The 17,378-nt window shown below is 32.9% G+C and carries 13 protein-coding genes; 8 read left to right on the forward strand and 5 right to left on the reverse strand.

Annotated features, from left to right (window positions below):
* Positions 1 to 36: 36 nt before the first annotated feature.
* Positions 37 to 891 carry an acetyl-CoA carboxylase, carboxyltransferase subunit beta gene (gene accD / locus ACKVOV_RS01710; RefSeq protein WP_409205051.1) on the forward strand — a complete coding sequence of 285 codons (855 nt, stop codon included), beginning with the start codon at positions 37 to 39 and terminating at the stop codon, positions 889 to 891.
* Positions 892 to 965: 74 nt separating this feature from the next.
* Here accD and ACKVOV_RS01715 read toward each other — a convergent pair whose 3' ends face one another.
* On the reverse strand, positions 966 to 2,216 hold the full coding sequence (locus ACKVOV_RS01715) for an ABC transporter permease (RefSeq protein ID WP_409205052.1): 1,251 nt from the start codon (positions 2,214 to 2,216) through the stop codon (positions 966 to 968).
* A 194-nt stretch (positions 2,217 to 2,410) separates the two neighbouring features.
* Complete coding sequence (locus tag ACKVOV_RS01720) at positions 2,411 to 3,238, reverse strand: THC0290_0291 family protein (protein WP_409205053.1); 828 nt, start codon at positions 3,236 to 3,238, stop codon at positions 2,411 to 2,413.
* A 191-nt stretch (positions 3,239 to 3,429) separates the two neighbouring features.
* Between ACKVOV_RS01720 and gdhA the strand changes: the two genes are divergently transcribed.
* From gdhA to ACKVOV_RS01750, 6 genes are all read left to right on the forward strand, one after another.
* Positions 3,430 to 4,773 carry an NADP-specific glutamate dehydrogenase gene (gdhA, locus tag ACKVOV_RS01725; RefSeq protein WP_409205054.1) on the forward strand — a complete coding sequence of 448 codons (1,344 nt, stop codon included), beginning with the start codon at positions 3,430 to 3,432 and terminating at the stop codon, positions 4,771 to 4,773.
* Positions 4,774 to 4,900: 127 nt separating this feature from the next.
* Complete coding sequence (locus ACKVOV_RS01730; protein ID WP_409205055.1) at positions 4,901 to 7,180, forward strand: two-component regulator propeller domain-containing protein; 2,280 nt, start codon at positions 4,901 to 4,903, stop codon at positions 7,178 to 7,180.
* A 5-nt stretch (positions 7,181 to 7,185) separates the two neighbouring features.
* Positions 7,186 to 7,899 carry a DNA repair protein RecO gene (gene recO / locus ACKVOV_RS01735; protein ID WP_409205056.1) on the forward strand — a complete coding sequence of 238 codons (714 nt, stop codon included), beginning with the start codon at positions 7,186 to 7,188 and terminating at the stop codon, positions 7,897 to 7,899.
* Between the two features lie 200 nt (positions 7,900 to 8,099).
* Positions 8,100 to 11,558 carry an isoleucine--tRNA ligase gene (ileS, locus tag ACKVOV_RS01740; protein WP_409205057.1) on the forward strand — a complete coding sequence of 1,153 codons (3,459 nt, stop codon included), beginning with the start codon at positions 8,100 to 8,102 and terminating at the stop codon, positions 11,556 to 11,558.
* 7 nt (positions 11,559 to 11,565) lie between these two features.
* Positions 11,566 to 11,946, forward strand: coding sequence for a TraR/DksA family transcriptional regulator (locus tag ACKVOV_RS01745; RefSeq protein ID WP_409205058.1), 381 nt, complete (start codon positions 11,566 to 11,568; stop codon positions 11,944 to 11,946).
* An 85-nt stretch (positions 11,947 to 12,031) separates the two neighbouring features.
* Positions 12,032 to 12,625: a lipoprotein signal peptidase gene (locus ACKVOV_RS01750; RefSeq protein WP_409205059.1), complete on the forward strand. Its 594-nt coding sequence runs from the start codon at positions 12,032 to 12,034 to the stop codon at positions 12,623 to 12,625.
* Positions 12,626 to 12,629: 4 nt separating this feature from the next.
* Here the strand turns inward: ACKVOV_RS01750 and ACKVOV_RS01755 are convergent, their stop codons facing one another.
* From ACKVOV_RS01755 to ACKVOV_RS01765, 3 genes are all read right to left on the reverse strand, one after another.
* Positions 12,630 to 13,193 carry a 5-formyltetrahydrofolate cyclo-ligase gene (locus ACKVOV_RS01755; protein ID WP_409205060.1) on the reverse strand — a complete coding sequence of 188 codons (564 nt, stop codon included), beginning with the start codon at positions 13,191 to 13,193 and terminating at the stop codon, positions 12,630 to 12,632.
* Entirely contained in the window at positions 13,162 to 14,424 is a 1,263-nt protein-coding gene (locus tag ACKVOV_RS01760) for a pyridoxal phosphate-dependent decarboxylase family protein (RefSeq protein ID WP_409205061.1), read from the reverse strand. Before ACKVOV_RS01760 ends, ACKVOV_RS01755 begins: the two co-directional genes overlap by 32 nt.
* Positions 14,425 to 14,507: 83 nt before the next feature.
* On the reverse strand, positions 14,508 to 15,491 hold the full coding sequence (locus ACKVOV_RS01765; protein WP_409205062.1) for a succinylglutamate desuccinylase/aspartoacylase family protein: 984 nt from the start codon (positions 15,489 to 15,491) through the stop codon (positions 14,508 to 14,510).
* An 89-nt stretch (positions 15,492 to 15,580) separates the two neighbouring features.
* Here ACKVOV_RS01765 and uvrC point away from each other — a divergent pair, with 89 nt between their 5' ends.
* A complete protein-coding gene (gene uvrC, locus ACKVOV_RS01770; protein ID WP_409205063.1) occupies positions 15,581 to 17,377 on the forward strand; it encodes an excinuclease ABC subunit UvrC in 1,797 nt (598 codons plus the stop codon).
* The last annotated feature ends 1 nt before the right edge of the window (position 17,378 follow it).

Below are 17,378 nucleotides of genomic sequence, written 5' to 3' on the forward strand. Positions count from 1 at the left end.
AGGAATTATTTCCGAAATTTGAAATCTGAAATTAATATGAGTTGGTTTAAAAGAAAAGAAAAAGGGATTACTACAGCTACCGAAGACAAAATGGATGTGCCAAAAGGACTATGGTACAAATCTCCTACAGGAAAAATTGTTGATGCCGATGAGCTAGCAAGAAATCTTTGGGTAAGCCCAGAAGATGATTTTCATGTTCGCATAGGCAGTGCTGAGTATTTTCAGATATTGTATGACAATAACGAATTTACAGAGCTTGATGCTAACATGACTTCCAAAGATCCACTAGGATTTGTTGATACAAAAAAATATTCTGACCGTTTAGTAGATGCCATGAGCAAAACTAAGCTAAAAGATGCTGTTCGTACAGCTGTAGGGAAATCTAAAGGGCGTGACTTAGTCGTTTGTTGTATGGATTTTGCTTTTATTGGAGGTTCAATGGGAGCTGTTGTAGGAGAAAAAATTGCTCGCGGAATAGATCATTCTATCAAAAACAACATTCCTTTTGTTATGATTTCAAAATCAGGTGGAGCACGTATGATGGAAGCTGCTTATTCACTAATGCAATTAGCAAAAACCTCAGCAAAATTAGCACAACTTGCCGAAGCAAAAATTCCATATATCTCATTATGTACAGATCCTACAACTGGAGGAACAACTGCTTCATATGCAATGCTTGGTGATGTAAATATTTCCGAACCTGGAGCCTTAATTGGTTTTGCAGGACCTCGAGTTGTAAAAGACACCACAGGTAAAGATTTACCTGAAGGATTTCAAACAGCAGAATTTGTCCTAGAACATGGCTTCTTAGATTTTATAACGCCAAGAAAAGAACTAAAGGATAAAATAAATTTATATTTAGATTTAATTTTGAATACAGAAGTTAGATAAATTTATTTTAAAAATATAGGAAATAAAAAACGCACTCAAATAAAATTGAGTGCGTTTTTTATTTTAATATGAATCTACATTCCACTTCTAATTGCCTCAACAGGATCCAATTTTGAAGCCATGTATGCAGGAATAATTCCAGCAATAATTCCTATAAAAACTGAAACTCCAGCACCAAAAATAATATTACCAATACCTAGAACAAACTCAAAATCTAAAACATTGGTTAAAATATAAGATATTATCCAAACAAAAAATACTCCTATAATACCACCAAATAAGCATAAAATAACAGACTCAAATAGAAATTGAAATAAAATAAACTTATTTTTAGCTCCTAATGATTTTTGAATACCTATCAAGTTTGTGCGTTCTTTTACCGAAACAAACATGATATTTGCAATACCAAATCCACCAACAAGGAGTGAAAATAAACTTATGAATATTCCACCGCCTTTTAATTGTCCTACAATTCCGTCCAATAAATCTGTAAATCCAGAAAGTACATTAATAAAAAAGTTGTCTATTTCTCCCGTTTTAACTCCTCTCAAGTTTCTTAACTTTTGAGTGATTTCTGCTTTAAACGCATTAATATCTACTCCTTCTCCAGGTTTCAAAAGTATTACTGGAGTTAAAAAATCTGTGTTATCTCCATATTTTTTTCTCAGATAATTGGAAGGCAAATAAACAGATGTATCATCACTATCACCAAAAAGCCCTGCTCCTTGTTTCTTTAATACTCCAATAACAGTAAAATTTTGTCCATACATTCGTATCTTTTTTCCTATAGGATCAATATTATCAAAAAGGTTTTTAGCGACTTCATTCCCTAAAACAGTTAATAATAATCCTGAATTTGATTCAGATTCATTGTAAAATCGACCAGATTTAAAATCTAATTTTTGGATATCATCAAACTCATCTGAAACTGGAACCACATTGATATTACTAACTGTATTCCCTTCATATTTTAAAGTCTCTGGTTTTGTGAAAAATTGGAAACATACATTTTCAGCTCCTTTTACATTATATTTCAAATACTGATATTCCTCATAAGTTACATCTGGAAATTGTTGTCTTTTCCATTTTGGAATTTCAGATGGTCCAAATGAAAATTTCATTAAATAAATAGTGTTTTTGTCAAGTGTACTTAAATCTTTTTTAATTTTTCTATCTAAAGAATCAACAGCTGTTAACACTGCAATTATAGAAAAAATTCCAATTGTAACTCCCAAAAGCGAAAGTAACGTACGTAGCTTATTATTTCGCAAAGCATTAATTGCAAACCCAAAACTCTCTTTCAATAATCGAATATATACTACCATCTGCATTTATTTTTCTATATATAAGTATGATTTACATATAAAATGTTACAAAATTTAGGAATTTAGTTCTCATAATATTTAAAACCAATGATTATAATTCAAATAGGTTCTTAAATATAATATATTCATAAAAAAACAAGAAAGCCTGTTCAAAAACTTGAACAGGCTTTCTTGTATGAAAATTATTTAGATGATTAATCTAAATAATAAATATATCCAAAGTTTAACCAAATATTCCAGTCGTTAGATTTATTTTCTTTATAAACTGCAGGATTAGGATTTAGACCATCTACCCAATTTGAAAAATAGTATTGTACACGTAAATCTAATATTAAATCAGACAATGGTGTCAATTTATATCGAGTTCCAACACTTGAAACCACAGACCAAGTACTTCCGCTTTCATTTGAAAACCCATGTTTCTGACCATCGGATGGAGCCCAATATTTAGGATGAACATTTATTGCATCTAATTTCCCTAAAGTTGAATGAACTTCTGGGCTAAAAAAACTAAAATGCGCACCTAAACTCACAAAAGGAGCAAAACTTCCAGTAGTAGCTGTAAAATCCCTAATACTCCAAGGATAATATTCTAGTTGCATACCAATATCTGTAACAGAAGTACTTCCTTCCATTGACTTTAGTTGTTTTGCATCATTAGGAATACCAGGAGCAGGATCAGGTTTATTAACCTTTTCTGGAGTAACCCATTCCCCAAACATATTAAGTTTTGTCTTGTTAAAAGACAATTCACTTCTAAGTTTAAAGTGATCATTAAAATAAGTTTCCGGAGTATAACAATTACAATCTGCTCTGTATGAAAAATTAAGATAATGAACCAAACCGATACCAATACCTGTGTTTCCAGCATTTGTCTGAAAATCATGTCGTTCTCCATAATCAGATTGAAAGGCTACAGGTCCTGCAATTACCCCCACTTCGTGAGAAAAACCAAATTGTGCTTGTATCGAACTGATTGATCCTAGCAGGAATAAAAAGATTAAGCTAAAATATTTGGGCATGATTAAAAGATTTTGTTCATTATATGACAAATATATAAAAACATCAAACATTTCAAAAAAAAAAGGAGTTTTTTTTACATATTAAATTCTAATGAGAGTTTAATATAAAATTTCTTTGCTATATTTTTATAAAATGTATATTTGCTGTTCGTAACGAAAACGTTTTTTTAAACGTTAATAATCTATAAATCATGTCACAAAGTATTGATGCTTTCATCCAAGCAGTAGGTAAAAGAAACCCAAATGAGCCTGAATTTATGCAGGCAGTTAAAGAAGTTGCTGAAACAGTAATTCCTTTTATTGAAAAGAATAAAAAATACGAAGGCAAAATGCTTTTGGAAAGAATGGTCGAAGCGGAGCGTGTTATCATGTTTAGAGTAGTTTGGCTAGATGATGCTGGGAAAACTCAAGTGAATCGTGGTTACCGTATTCAGATGAGTTCTGCAATCGGGCCATACAAAGGAGGAATTCGTTTTCATCCTTCAGTAAATTTAAGTATCCTTAAATTTTTAGCTTTCGAGCAAACTTTCAAAAACAGCTTAACTACTTTACCAATGGGTGGAGGAAAAGGTGGAGCTGATTTTGATCCAAAAGGAAAATCAGATAACGAAATTATGAAATTTTGTCAAGCATTTATGACAGAATTATGCAAGCATATTGGCTCTGATACTGATGTACCTGCTGGAGATATTGGTGTAGGAGGAAGAGAAGTTGGTTATATGTTTGGTCAATACAAAAGAATTAGAAACGAATTTACCGGAGTTCTAACTGGTAAAGGAATTTCTTTTGGAGGTTCATTAATCCGTCCAGAAGCAACAGGTTATGGTGATGTATATTTTGCATATAGCATGCTTAAAACTAAAGGAGAAAGCTTCGACGGTAAAACTGTTGTAGTTTCAGGTTCTGGAAATGTGGCGCAATATGCTACACAAAAAGCAACACAATTAGGCGGAAAAGTAGTAACCATGTCAGATTCTGCCGGTTATATCTATGATGAAGCAGGTATTGATGCTGAAAAATTGGCTTACGTTATGGAAATCAAAAACGTAAACTACGGAAGAATTTCTGATTATGTAACTAAATATCCAAATGCTAAATATATTGCAGGAAAACGTCCTTGGGATGTAAAATGTGATATTGCATTACCTTGTGCAACTCAAAACGAACTAAACGAAGAAGAAGCTAAAACTCTTGTGGCAAACGGATGTATCTGTGTGGCTGAAGGAGCAAATATGCCTTCTACTCCAGAAGCAGTTACTGTTTTCCAAAACGCAAAAATATTATTTGCCCCAGGAAAAGCATCTAACGCTGGTGGAGTTGCAACTTCAGGACTTGAAATGTCTCAAAACTCATTGAGATTAAGCTGGACTTCAGAAGAAGTTGACGATCGTTTGAAAGTTATTATGAAAGACATTCACGAAGCATGTGTACAATATGGTTCTGATGGAAGCGGATATGTAGATTATGTAAAAGGTGCAAATATTGCTGGTTTCGTAAAAGTAGCCGATGCAATGTTAGGTCAAGGAGTAGTTTAATATTCCTTTTTTTACAAATAAATTTAAAAGTGCTCGTCTTGGACGAGCACTTTTTTTATACACAAGTATATTAAAACCAAAATAAAATCGTTTTTATTCTATATTTGTAATTGCTAATTTTTTTTAAATGAAAAACGTTTATATATATACTATTTTATTATTAACCATATTCTCTGGATTTTCCCAAGACAACAAACTATGGAAAGGTTACTTCTCTTATAATGCTGTAAAAGACATTTCACAAAGTACAACTCAAGTTTTTGGGGCAGCAGAAAATGCTTATTTTAAAAAAAATATAAATACAAATGAAATCTCAGTAGTATCCACAATAGAAGGATTATCCGGACAAGATATCTCTCAAATCTATCATAGTGAAATCTACAAAAAAACACTTATAGGTCACACCGATGGATTATTAATTGTTGTTAATGAACTAGACGGAAGCATGCTTAATGTAGTAGATATATTAAACAAACCATCCGTCCCTCCTAACAAAAAAAGAATAAACCATTTTATGGAACATAATGGTAAAGTTTACATTTCGACAGATTTTGGTATTTCCGTATATGATTTAAATCTTTCAGAATTTGGCGACACTTATTTTATTGGTTCTGGAGGTTCAAATGTCGAAATTTTACAGACAACCATTTACAACGGATTTATTTATGCCGTTGCTAATGGTTATGGACTTCTAAAAGCATCCGTTACAAACCCAAATCTTATTGATTTTAACCAATGGACAAACGTTTCAGCTGGAAATTGGACGAGTGTCGAGGCAACTAGTACAACATTAGTAGCCGTAAATTTAAATGGTTCTATTTATAAATTAATTAACGACAATCCTGTACTTATTACAAGTTATCCTCAGATCCCTTTAGATACTAGACACAATGATGGACACTTAATTATAACCACTCAAAACAATATTTATGTATATAATGAATCATTATCCGAAATTTTACATATAACAAACATTCCAAACATAACTGCTAATTTTACTTGTGCCACGGTTATAGATAATAAATTATATATAGGAACACGTGAAAATGGTTTTTTTGCAACATCTCTAAATAATCCAACTATTTTTGAAAACATAACGCCAAATGGTCCTGACAAAAACAAACTCTTTGCAATCCAATCTTTTTCAAACGGATTGTGGGCTGTATATGGTGACTATAGTGTTTATTATAATCCATATCCTTTAGATTCTTTTGGTGTAAGTAAATACGATTCCAATAATTTATGGACATTAACTCCTTACCAAAATTTATTTAATGCTAAATCAATATCACGAATTGCTATAAATCCAAAAAATGAGAATCAAGTTTATTTTAGCTCATACTATTCTGGTCTATTAAAGTTTGATAATGGTGTCCCAACAACAATCTTTAATACCTCAAATAGTAGCTTACAAACGATTACCGGACAAGTACCTGATGACATTAGAGTAAATGGTTCTGCCTTTGATAAAGAAGGAAATATATGGATAACTAACTCTTTAGTAAACAAGGAACTTCATGTTTTAAAGGCCAATGGCCAATGGCAAGGATTTTCTTTACCAAGTCTTTTATCCCCATTTTCTACAAATTATGGAAGATTAGCCATAGATAAAAATGATACAAAATGGATATGTACAAACTCTGGCGGTTTAGTAGGCTTCAATGAAAAATACAACAACAAATGCATTAGCATTAATGAAGGACAAGACGGAGGTAACTTACCAAACGGGGATGTAAGAGCAGTTGCGGTAGACAATAAAAACAAACTATGGATAGGGACTACAGCTGGACTTAGAATATTACAAAATGTAGATTCTTTTTTAACACAAAGTAGCTTAACTACAAATTCTATTATAATTCTCGAAGACAATTTAGCACAAGAACTTCTTTACGAACAATTCATTACCGATATTGTAGTAGATGGCGCAAATAATAAATGGATAGGAACTGCAGGCGCTGGAGTATTTTACCTATCCTCTGATGGACAAAAGACATTCAATATTTTCACCAAAGAAAACTCTCCACTACCCAGCAACACAATAACCGATATTGATATTAATATCCTAACAGGAGAGGTCTTTATAGCTACAGAAAAAGGAATGGTATCATTTAAAGGAACAGCTACAAACGGTGCCGAAAACTTCGAAAATGTAATAATTTATCCAAATCCTGTAAGACCAGAATATAATGGAAGTGTTTTTATAACTGGACTTATGAACAAAGCCAACGTAAAAATTACTGATATTGAAGGCAATCTGGTTCATGAAGGGATTTCCGAAGGTGGAACCATGCTTTGGGACACAAAAGCTTTAGGAAAACATAAAGTTGCCTCAGGAGTTTACATGATTTTTCTTTCTTCTGATGATGGCGGAGAAACCAAAGTGAAAAAAATAATGATTGTCAGGTAACGTAGATGCAAATAAAAACCAAAGCCATCGTAATTTCCTCTATCAAATACCAAGAAAAAAGCTTGATAGTCAAATGTTTTACGCTTTCCGATGGACTAAAATCGTATTTTGTTCGTGACGCGTTTTCTTCTAGAAAATCCAACCAAAAAATCGCCTATTTTCAGCCTTTAACAATTCTAGAAATCGAAGCCGTTCACAAGAACAAAGGCACTTTAGAGAATTTCAAAGAAATAAAAATTGCCACACCTTTTCATTCCATACATTCAGATGTAGTAAAAAGTACTATCGTGATGTTTATTTCCGAAATTTTACACCATTCCATTCACGAAGAAGAAAAAAACGAAGCTTTTTTTACCTTTCTCGAAACCGCTTTACATTGGTTAGATAATCATGATGAGATTGCAAATTTCCATCTCATTCTACTCTTAGAAACCACAAAATATTTAGGATTTTATCCAGATATTTCAAACTCTGAATACAAATTTTTCGAAATAACCGAAGGTGTTTTTTCTCCTTTTCATGCCATCAGTTCGCTCACAGAACACGAGACTAATTTATTCAAAAAACTCATTGATTTAAAGTTCGACAACGATCAAAAATCTTTCCATATCATCGAACGTCAAATTTTATTAAAAATCCTAATCGATTATTACAGTTTTCATCTCGACGGCTTCAAAAAACCAAAATCATTAGACGTTCTAAAAGAAGTTTTCTCTTAACTTATTATCACACTGAGCTTGTCGAAGTATGGCGTGACCCGAAAAGGGTCGGGCTTTCCATTACAAGTCCTCGCACTTCCTTCGTCAGGCTGTGGGCTTTTCATTTCAATCCCTCACGCAAAGCACAAACTTTCAGCTTTCGACTTTCGACTTTCGACTTAATTTCTTACTTTCGCACCACGATTTAAGAAAAGGACAAAATGAGCACTAAATTCACTGAATACAAAGGACTTAATCTACCTACGGTAGCATCAGAAATCCTTGATTTTTGGAAAAAAGAAAACATCTTCGAAAAGAGTGTAACTACTCGCGAAGGCAATACGCCATTCGTATTTTTTGAAGGACCACCATCAGCAAACGGATTACCAGGAATTCACCACGTCATGGCACGTGCTATCAAAGATATTTTTTGTCGTTACAAAACCCAAAAAGGCTTTCAAGTAAAACGCAAAGCAGGTTGGGACACGCACGGTTTACCAGTAGAATTAGGTACCGAAAAAGAATTAGGAATTACCAAAGAAGATATAGGAAAAACCATTTCTATCGAAGAATATAACGAAGCCTGTAAGAAAACAGTCATGCGTTACACTGACGTATGGAACGATTTGACCGAAAAAATGGGATATTGGGTCGATATGCAAGATCCTTATGTAACCTACAAACCCAAATACATGGAATCCGTTTGGTGGATTCTAAAACAGATCTATAACAAAGATTTGATGTACAAAGGCTACACCATACAACCGTATTCGCCAAAAGCGGGAACAGGATTATCTTCCCACGAAGTCAATCAGCCAGGTTCTTACCGTGATGTTACCGATACAACGGTTGTAGCACAGTTTAAAGCAAAGCTATATATTAATGGAGAAACACCAGAAAATACAGTTGAAAAAGCATTCAAATTACATTATCCTCTTTTCTTCGGAGAAGGTTCAATGAGAGGGCTTTTCCAATTTTTAGCTTGGACAACAACACCTTGGACTTTACCGTCAAATACTGCTTTGACTGTTGGTCCTAAAATAGATTATGTTTTGGTAAAAACTTTCAATCAATATACTTTCAAACATATAAATGTTATTTTGGCTAAAAACTTAGTTGGAAAACAATTTGCAAAAGGTTTTTTTGAAAGTACTGAAGCTTCTGATTTTGAAAATTTCAAAGAAGGCGATAAAAAAATTCCATATCAAATCATAGCAGAATGCAAAGGCTCGGATTTAGTAGGAATTCGTTACGAGCAATTAATGCCTTTGGCTTTGCCATACCAAAACCCAGAAAATGCTTTTAGAGTGATTGCTGGTGATTTTGTAACTACCGAAGACGGAACAGGAATTGTACACACAGCCCCAACTTTTGGAGCAGATGATGCCAAAGTGGCAAAAGAAGCAACGCCAGAAGTTCCGCCAATGTTGGTTCTTGATGAAAACGGAAATCCTGTGCCATTAGTAAATTTACAAGGTAAATTCATCGATGGTTTAGGAAGTTATTCAGGGAAATACGTTAAAAACGAATATTATACCGATGGAGATGCTCCAGAACGTTCTGCTGATGTAGAAATTGCAATTCAGTTAAAAGAAGAAAATAAAGCATTTAAAGTAGAGAAATACGTGCACAGTTATCCGCATTGTTGGAGAACCGACACACCAATTCTATATTATCCACTAGATTCTTGGTTTATAAAAATCACAGAAGTTAGAGATAGAATGTTCGACCTCAACGAAACCATTAACTGGAAACCAAAAGCAACTGGCGAAGGTCGTTTCGGGAATTGGTTAAAAAATGCCAATGACTGGAACCTTTCTCGTTCTCGTTTCTGGGGAATTCCGTTGCCTATTTGGAGAACCGAAGAAGGAACAGAAGAAATTCTAATTGGTTCTGTTGAAGAATTATACAACGAAATCGAAAAATCTATCGCAGCAGGTTTTCAAAAGGAAAATCCTTTTAAAGATTTTCAGGTTGGAAATATGAGTGAAGAAAACTATGATTTAATCGATTTGCATAAAAATGTAGTCGATGAAATCACGTTAGTTTCTGCCTCAGGAAAACCAATGAAACGAGAATCTGATTTGATTGACGTTTGGTTCGATTCAGGGTCTATGCCTTATGCGCAATGGCATTATCCTTTCGAAAATAAAGACAAAATTGACGAAAATAAAGATTTTCCAGCGGACTTTATTGCCGAAGGTGTCGATCAAACTCGTGGTTGGTTTTATACCTTGCACGCTATTGGAACATTAGTTTTCGATAAAGTTGCCTATAAAAACGTAGTTTCTAACGGATTGGTTTTAGATAAAAACGGACAAAAAATGTCTAAACGTCTAGGAAATGCCGCAGATCCGTTTGAAACTTTGGCAGAATATGGTCCAGATGCTACGCGTTGGTACATGATTTCGAACGCCAATCCTTGGGATAATTTGAAGTTTGATTTAGAAGGTATTGCAGAAGTACGCCGTAAATTCTTCGGAACTTTATATAATACTTACTCTTTCTTTGCGTTATATGCCAATATTGACGGGTTTAAATATGCCGAAGCAGAAATTCCATTAAACGAAAGACCCGAGATAGATCGTTGGATTTTATCGGAACTAAATACGCTTATAAAAGTGGTTGATGACGCTTATGCGGATTATGAACCAACGAAAGCTGCTCGTGCTATATCAGATTTCGTTCAAGAAAATCTAAGTAATTGGTATGTAAGATTATGCAGAAGACGTTTCTGGAAAGGAGATTATGCACAAGATAAAATTGCAGCTTACCAAACATTATACACTTGTTTGATGACTGTTTCTAAGCTTGGAGCGCCTATTGCACCATTCTTTATGGATAAACTTTACAGAGATTTAACCTTAACAACACAGTCAGAAAAATATGACAGTGTACATTTGGCTGAGTTTCCAAAATCAGTTGAAAACTTTGTTGATAAATCGTTAGAAAGCAGAATGCAAAAAGCACAAACGATTTCATCACTAGTTTTATCGCTGAGAAAGAAAGAAATGATAAAAGTACGACAACCATTACAAAAAGTAATGATTCCAGTACTTGACGACGCATTTAAAGCAGAAATAGAAGCGGTTTCGGACTTGATTATGGCTGAAGTAAACGTAAAAGAGATACAACTTTTAGACGATGCTTCAGGTATTTTAGTAAAGCAAATAAAACCAAATTTTAAGGCTCTTGGACCACGTTTTGGGAAAGATATGGGGTTGATTGCCAAAGAGATACAAGGTTTCACAGCAGCTCAAATTAATCAATTAGACAAGGAAGGAACGTTAGATATTGTTATTTCAGGAAAAGACATAACTTTATCGATAGAAGATGTAGAAATCACATCGCAAGATATTGAAGGTTGGTTGGTTGCAAATTCAGGCGGAATTACCGTAGCATTAGACATTACAATTTCTGATGAATTAAGAAAAGAAGGAATTGCCCGAGAGTTAGTAAACCGAATTCAGAATTTGCGAAAAGATTCGGGTTACGATGTGACTGATAAGATTACGGTTTCGGTCGAAAAAAATGACAAGATAAATCAAGCCATTTTAGACAACCAAGACTATATAAAATCTGAAACACTTACAAAAGAACTAATTCTTTTAGAAAGTATCGAAAACGGTACGATTATTGAGTTTGATGATATAAAAACAATGATTTTAATTTCAAAATAAAGAAATTATGGTAGATGAACAAATAAGATTTTCTGATGCGGATTTAGCAGAATTCAAAGAATTAATCTTGGCAAAATTAGACAAAGCTAAAATAGATTTAGACTTAATACGAAGTGCTTACATGAATGATTTAAACAACGGTACGGATGATACATCGCCAACGTTTAAAGCATTTGAAGAAGGAAGCGAAACGATGTCTAAAGAGGCAAACTCACAGCTGGCTATACGTCAAGAAAAATTTATTCGTGACTTGAGAAATGCACTAGTTCGCATAGAAAGTAAAACTTATGGAGTGTGTAAAGTAACAGGCAAATTAATAAGCAAAGAACGTTTAAAAATTGTCCCACATGCTACAATGAGTATTGAAGCAAAAAATTTACAGAAATAATATATCTTAATAAATTACTAAACGCTCCTTTTTTGGGGCGTTTTTTATATAATATTGTTTATTTTTGTCCCATAATAAATTTAAAATGAATTTAAAGAAAGCTTATTTTATTGTTTTTTTGGTTTTACTAATAGACCAAATTTCTAAAATATATGTAAAAACACATTTTGTTTTACACCAAGAAGTTCCAGTATTCTCATGGTTTAAAATACTGTTTATAGAAAACGAAGGTATGGCTTGGGGTGTCGAAATTCCCGGCATTTATGGTAAGCTAACTCTAACCTTATTTAGAATTCTTGCCGTATGTGGAATTGGTTATTGGCTTTGGGATTCTGTAAAAAAAAGAGGCTCAAACGTGTTGATTATTGCAATCGCATTAATATTAGCAGGCGCTTTCGGGAATATTATAGATTCTGTTTTTTATGGCAAAATTTTTAATGATAGTTCATATAATCTAGCAACATTGTTTAACGATAAACCTTATGGTTCCTGGTTTTATGGAAAAGTAGTCGATATGTTTTATTTTCCTATTTGGGACGGCGATTTACCAACATGGTTGCCGTTTTTTGGCGGAAAACATTTTACTTTTTTTAATGCTATTTTCAATGTAGCAGATATGGCAATATCTACTGGAGTTGGAATTTTGATAGTATTTAATAAAAAGGCATTTGGGAAATAATTAATTAAAAACTGTATATTATTTTTGGAGTTACACAAAAATTCAATTTAACATCATTTTCAAAAACATCTGAAATAAACTCTTCGGGTTCAAAAAAAGAAAGTCCAATTTTGATGGTTTCGGGTTTGCATTCCGATAAAAATTTATCGTAAAAACCTTTGCCGTAACCTATACGATTTCCCATTTTATCATAAGCTAAAAGCGGTACAAAGACCACATCTATTTTATGAGTTGGAACTTCAATACCATCTACAGGTTCTGGAATATTGTATTCGTTTTTCTTAATTTTAGTATTGTCAGTAAGAAGAATATGTGTCATTTTTCGGGTGACAAAATCAGCTTTCGAAATTATAATTTCTTTATCTTTTCCCTGTAGTAAATGCAAAACAAACTCTGTATTTACTTCTTTTTGTTCTACAATTGGTAAAAACACATGAAAATAAGTCTTATCCCAAATAGGCAATAAAAGACAATGGTTTGCAATTGCCAAACTCAAATCTTCTATTTCCTGCTCTGAAAGTAACTTGCGAAGTGCTTTATACTTTATCCTTAATTCCTTTTTTAGCATTGAGAGTAACTTTTAAATCGGTTATAAAAGTACTCAAATGATCTACTTCTACATGATCCATAATTACAATTTTATACCATTTATTATTTTCATCATGTTTTTGAGGAACTAAATCGTATTTTTCTTCTAATTGTTCTGTAATATATTCTGCTTGAATAGTCACAATATTCATAAAAGGTTCTCGGAAGTATTTTACATTTAAAGCGTCTAATTGCTCGCACAACCATTCTGTCCTCATTTGTAGAATCCTTATTTTTTCGCACCAGCCAAACGGACCATAAGTAAACAATATCATCCAAACCGCTATTGCATTTGAGCCCGAACGGCTTCCACATAGTGTTAGATCCATTCCTTCTACATATTCAGCTTCTTTGGTAAGTACGTTTTCAATAAGTCCTTTTCTACAAATAAAAATACCTGTTCCGTAAGGTGCTTGCAACATTTTATGTGCATCAATAGTAACAGAGCTAATTTTAGGATTTTCAAAATTAATAACAGAATCTTTATTACTTATTGGATACACGAAGCCACCATAAGCGCCATCAATGTGCAATTTAAAATCCAACTGATATTTTTCTAAAATCTGGATATAATCATCAGGATTATCTATAGCTCCAAACATAGTCGTGCCCATATTAGAGACAACAATAAAGTATTTTTTTCCTTCGTTTTTAGCATTTACTATGATAGATTCTAAAGCATCTGTGTCTATAAGTCTAGTTTGAAAGGCTACGGGAATTTTTAACCAATTAATCATTAATAAGTTAGATGCTTTTGGAATAGAATAATGAGTATCTTCTGAAGCGATAATTACAATTTCATTAGGATTTGCTCCTAATTCATTAATAAAATAATTACGATACATCCAAATAGCTTGAATATTAGCTTCTGTTCCTCCTGGAGCAATATAACCATCAAAGGAATCTGGTTTGGCTTTAAAAATATCTACAGCCAGTACATTTAAAACCTCTCTTTCAATTTCTTGTGTTCCGCTAAAAGCTTTTTCAGAAGAACCAAAAGTATGACATCCTATATGATTAGGATTTGCTACATAAGCCTTAAGAGTTGGTGCATCTTTTAAAAATGGCGCATCACTATAAAAAACCTTTCCGTCGAGTTTGGAAGCTGGATATCCCAAAGACGAATCGTGTGCAAAATTCACATTCCCATCTAATGCTTTTTCAATACGTTCTTGACGTTCTTTTTGAGAAAGTTTTTTCCACACTATCATAAAATTAATTTTATTTCAAAAGTAAATCCTTTAAAATAAAAAAAACATGATAAATGTTAGTCTTTAATATGTGAAAAACAGGTTTAATTTATTCCCCCATCATCGTCTATAATGTTGGAAATATGATAAATCGCATCTCCTTCATAAACAATTGGAGAATGATTTGCATTTATCACATAACCATTAGTTGGTGCTTTTACTTTTTGTTCAAATTTCCCAAAAGGATCAGTAATTGTGCCTAAAATTGTACCTTTTTCTACAAAACAACCTATTAAATTATTATCGTGAAATAATCCTGAACATTTGGCTCGCACCCAACCTGATTTTTCAATATAAATAGTTTTGTTCTTTTGTTTTTCGGCAGTAAGATTCTCATTTAACATACCCAAATGTGACAAAATACGCTTTGCTCCATTCACACCTTCAGCAGCAACAGATTTGTTTATATCTAGCGATTTTCCTCCTTCAAAAAGCAACATTTTTACATTTATTTTCTCGGCAGAACTTCTAAAAGAACCGGCAATGTTTTTAGAGTATAAGGTAAAAGGAGCGTCGAAAACATCTGCTAATTTTTTTAATTCTGAATTATTTGGTGTAAGTCTAATTTGTGGGGCATTAAATCGACTAGCTCCTCCAGCATGAAAATCGATAGCGTAATCGACAATTGGCATAATTTCTTCTAGAATATGGTGTGCAAAACGACTCGCTAAAGAACCTTTTTTACTCCCTGGAAAAACACGATTTAAATCTCTTCCATCAGGAAATTCGCGTGATTTGTTTACAAAACCAAACATATCTACAATAGGAATACAGATAATAGTCCCTATTTTTGGTTTATTTACTTTCTGAATTATCAATTGTCTAATAACCTCAACACCGTTTATTTCGTCTCCATGAATACCCGCAGAAAACAAAATAACAGGACCATCAATAGTAGAACGCTCAACAATTACTGGAATTTTTAACTTGGTGGTCGTGTGCAAACGAGCAATTTCCATATCGATGGTTTTGCTTTCGCCAGCTTTAATACTTTCTCCAAGAATTGTAATTGCTTTAGCTTTTTTCATTATTATTAAATTTAGAATTTAAATGTAGAAATAATATTTTGGAAATCGTAAATTTGACTGTTTTTAAAAATAAATTCCAATATCAAAAAATGTCAATTCCATCTTTAGAATTACAAATACAAACGCTTCCGGATAATCCCGGAGTATATCAGTATTATGATAAAGAAGGCAAAATCTTGTATGTTGGCAAAGCAAAAAATCTAAAAAAAAGAGTATCTTCCTATTTTAACAAAGTACATGACACTGCAAAAACAAATGTACTTGTTAAGAAAATTGTAACTATAAAACATATTGTTGTTCCTAGTGAAACAGATGCTTTGTTATTAGAGAACAACCTCATAAAAACCCTGCAACCACGATATAATATTTTACTTCGTGATGACAAAACATACCCTTGGATTTGTATTAAAAAAGAACCTTTTTCGAGATTATTCCCAACTCGAAAAATGATTAAAGATGGTTCTGAATATTTTGGTCCTTATACGAGTTTTAAAACTGTTCACACGATTTTAGATTTAATCAAAGAATTATACCCTTTACGAACTTGTAATTTCGATTTGAGCGAAAAAAATATCGAAAATCATAAATTTAAAGTTTGTTTAGAATATCATATTGGCAATTGCAAAGGCCCTTGCGAAGGTTTAGAAACGCTAGAAAATTATCAAACGCAAATAAACGCCATTCGTGAAATTTTGAAAGGAAATTTTAAAGAATCGATGAAAGATTTCAAAAAAGTGATGACCAATTTGGCTCAGAATATGCACTTTGAAGAAGCTCAAAAAATAAAAGAAAAAATAGAAATTCTAGAAAATTATCAGTCACGTTCTACTATTATCAATCCGAAAATCACTAACATCGATGTGTTTTCTATTGTTTCGGACGAAGCTGCGGCATTTATTAATTTCCTTCAAATTTCGCATGGTTCGATTATTCGTTCCCATACTTTAGAAATAAAAAAGAAATTAGACGAAACCGATCAGGAATTATTAGAATTAGCTATTATTGAACTTCGAGAACGTTTTGAGTTACTTTCACGAGAAATTATTGTTCCTTTTGAAGTTGAAGTTGGTGAAAATATAAAAGTAACCGTTCCTCAATTAGGTGACAAAAAGCAAATTTTAGAATTATCAATTCGTAATGCGAAGTTTTACAGAATAGAGCAACTTAAGCAACTACAAATTGTAGATCCAGAACGTCATGTAAATAGAATTATGGCACAAATGCAAAAAGATTTGCGCCTTTCGGTCGAGCCACGACATATAGAATGCTTCGACAATTCGAATATTCAAGGAACCAATCCTGTTGCGGCTTGTGTGGTTTTTAAAGACGGGAAACCAAGCAAAAAAGATTATCGCCATTTTAATATAAAAACTGTAGAAGGGCCAAACGATTTTGCTTCAATGGAAGAAGTTGTTTATCGCAGATACAAACGCTTACTTGATGAAAACCAACCTTTGCCTAATTTAATTATTATTGATGGTGGAAAAGGGCAATTATCATCGGCACTCAAAATCATGGACGAACTCGATTTGCGAGGAAAAATAGCAATTATAGGAATTGCAAAACGATTAGAAGAATTATTTTATCCTGGCGATTCAGTTCCTTTATATTTGGATAAAAAATCGGAAACATTAAAAGTAATTCAGCAATTGCGAAATGAAGCGCATCGATTTGGGATAACCTTTCATAGAGACAAACGAAGTAAAGCAGCACTTAATTCGTCGGTAGAATCTATTCCAGGAATTGGCGAGAAAACCATGTTGACATTAATAAAACATTTCAAAAGTGTTAAAAGATTGAAATTAGCAACAGAAAAAGAAATTTCTGACGTTATAGGTGTTTCAAAAGCCAAAAAAATTACCGACTTTTACCTTAAAAATAATTAAT

Origin of the sequence: Flavobacterium sp. (assembly GCF_046153165.1) — a bacterium.
Taxonomy (GTDB): Bacteria; Bacteroidota; Bacteroidia; order Flavobacteriales; family Flavobacteriaceae; genus Flavobacterium.

What these genes read in the sequence shown, in the direction of transcription:
- accD (WP_409205051.1), top strand. Translation starts at nt 37, where the DNA reads ATGAGTTGGTTTAAAAGAAAAGAAAAAGGGATTACTACAGCTACCGAA.
- ACKVOV_RS01715 (WP_409205052.1), bottom strand. Translation starts at nt 2,216, where the DNA reads ATGGTAGTATATATTCGATTATTGAAAGAGAGTTTTGGGTTTGCAATT.
- ACKVOV_RS01720 (WP_409205053.1), bottom strand. Translation starts at nt 3,238, where the DNA reads ATGCCCAAATATTTTAGCTTAATCTTTTTATTCCTGCTAGGATCAATC.
- gdhA (WP_409205054.1), top strand. Translation starts at nt 3,430, where the DNA reads ATGTCACAAAGTATTGATGCTTTCATCCAAGCAGTAGGTAAAAGAAAC.
- ACKVOV_RS01730 (WP_409205055.1), top strand. Translation starts at nt 4,901, where the DNA reads ATGAAAAACGTTTATATATATACTATTTTATTATTAACCATATTCTCT.
- recO (WP_409205056.1), top strand. Translation starts at nt 7,186, where the DNA reads ATGCAAATAAAAACCAAAGCCATCGTAATTTCCTCTATCAAATACCAA.
- ileS (WP_409205057.1), top strand. Translation starts at nt 8,100, where the DNA reads ATGAGCACTAAATTCACTGAATACAAAGGACTTAATCTACCTACGGTA.
- ACKVOV_RS01745 (WP_409205058.1), top strand. Translation starts at nt 11,566, where the DNA reads ATGGTAGATGAACAAATAAGATTTTCTGATGCGGATTTAGCAGAATTC.
- ACKVOV_RS01750 (WP_409205059.1), top strand. Translation starts at nt 12,032, where the DNA reads ATGAATTTAAAGAAAGCTTATTTTATTGTTTTTTTGGTTTTACTAATA.
- ACKVOV_RS01755 (WP_409205060.1), bottom strand. Translation starts at nt 13,193, where the DNA reads ATGCTAAAAAAGGAATTAAGGATAAAGTATAAAGCACTTCGCAAGTTA.
- ACKVOV_RS01760 (WP_409205061.1), bottom strand. Translation starts at nt 14,424, where the DNA reads ATGATAGTGTGGAAAAAACTTTCTCAAAAAGAACGTCAAGAACGTATT.
- ACKVOV_RS01765 (WP_409205062.1), bottom strand. Translation starts at nt 15,491, where the DNA reads ATGAAAAAAGCTAAAGCAATTACAATTCTTGGAGAAAGTATTAAAGCT.
- uvrC (WP_409205063.1), top strand. Translation starts at nt 15,581, where the DNA reads ATGTCAATTCCATCTTTAGAATTACAAATACAAACGCTTCCGGATAAT.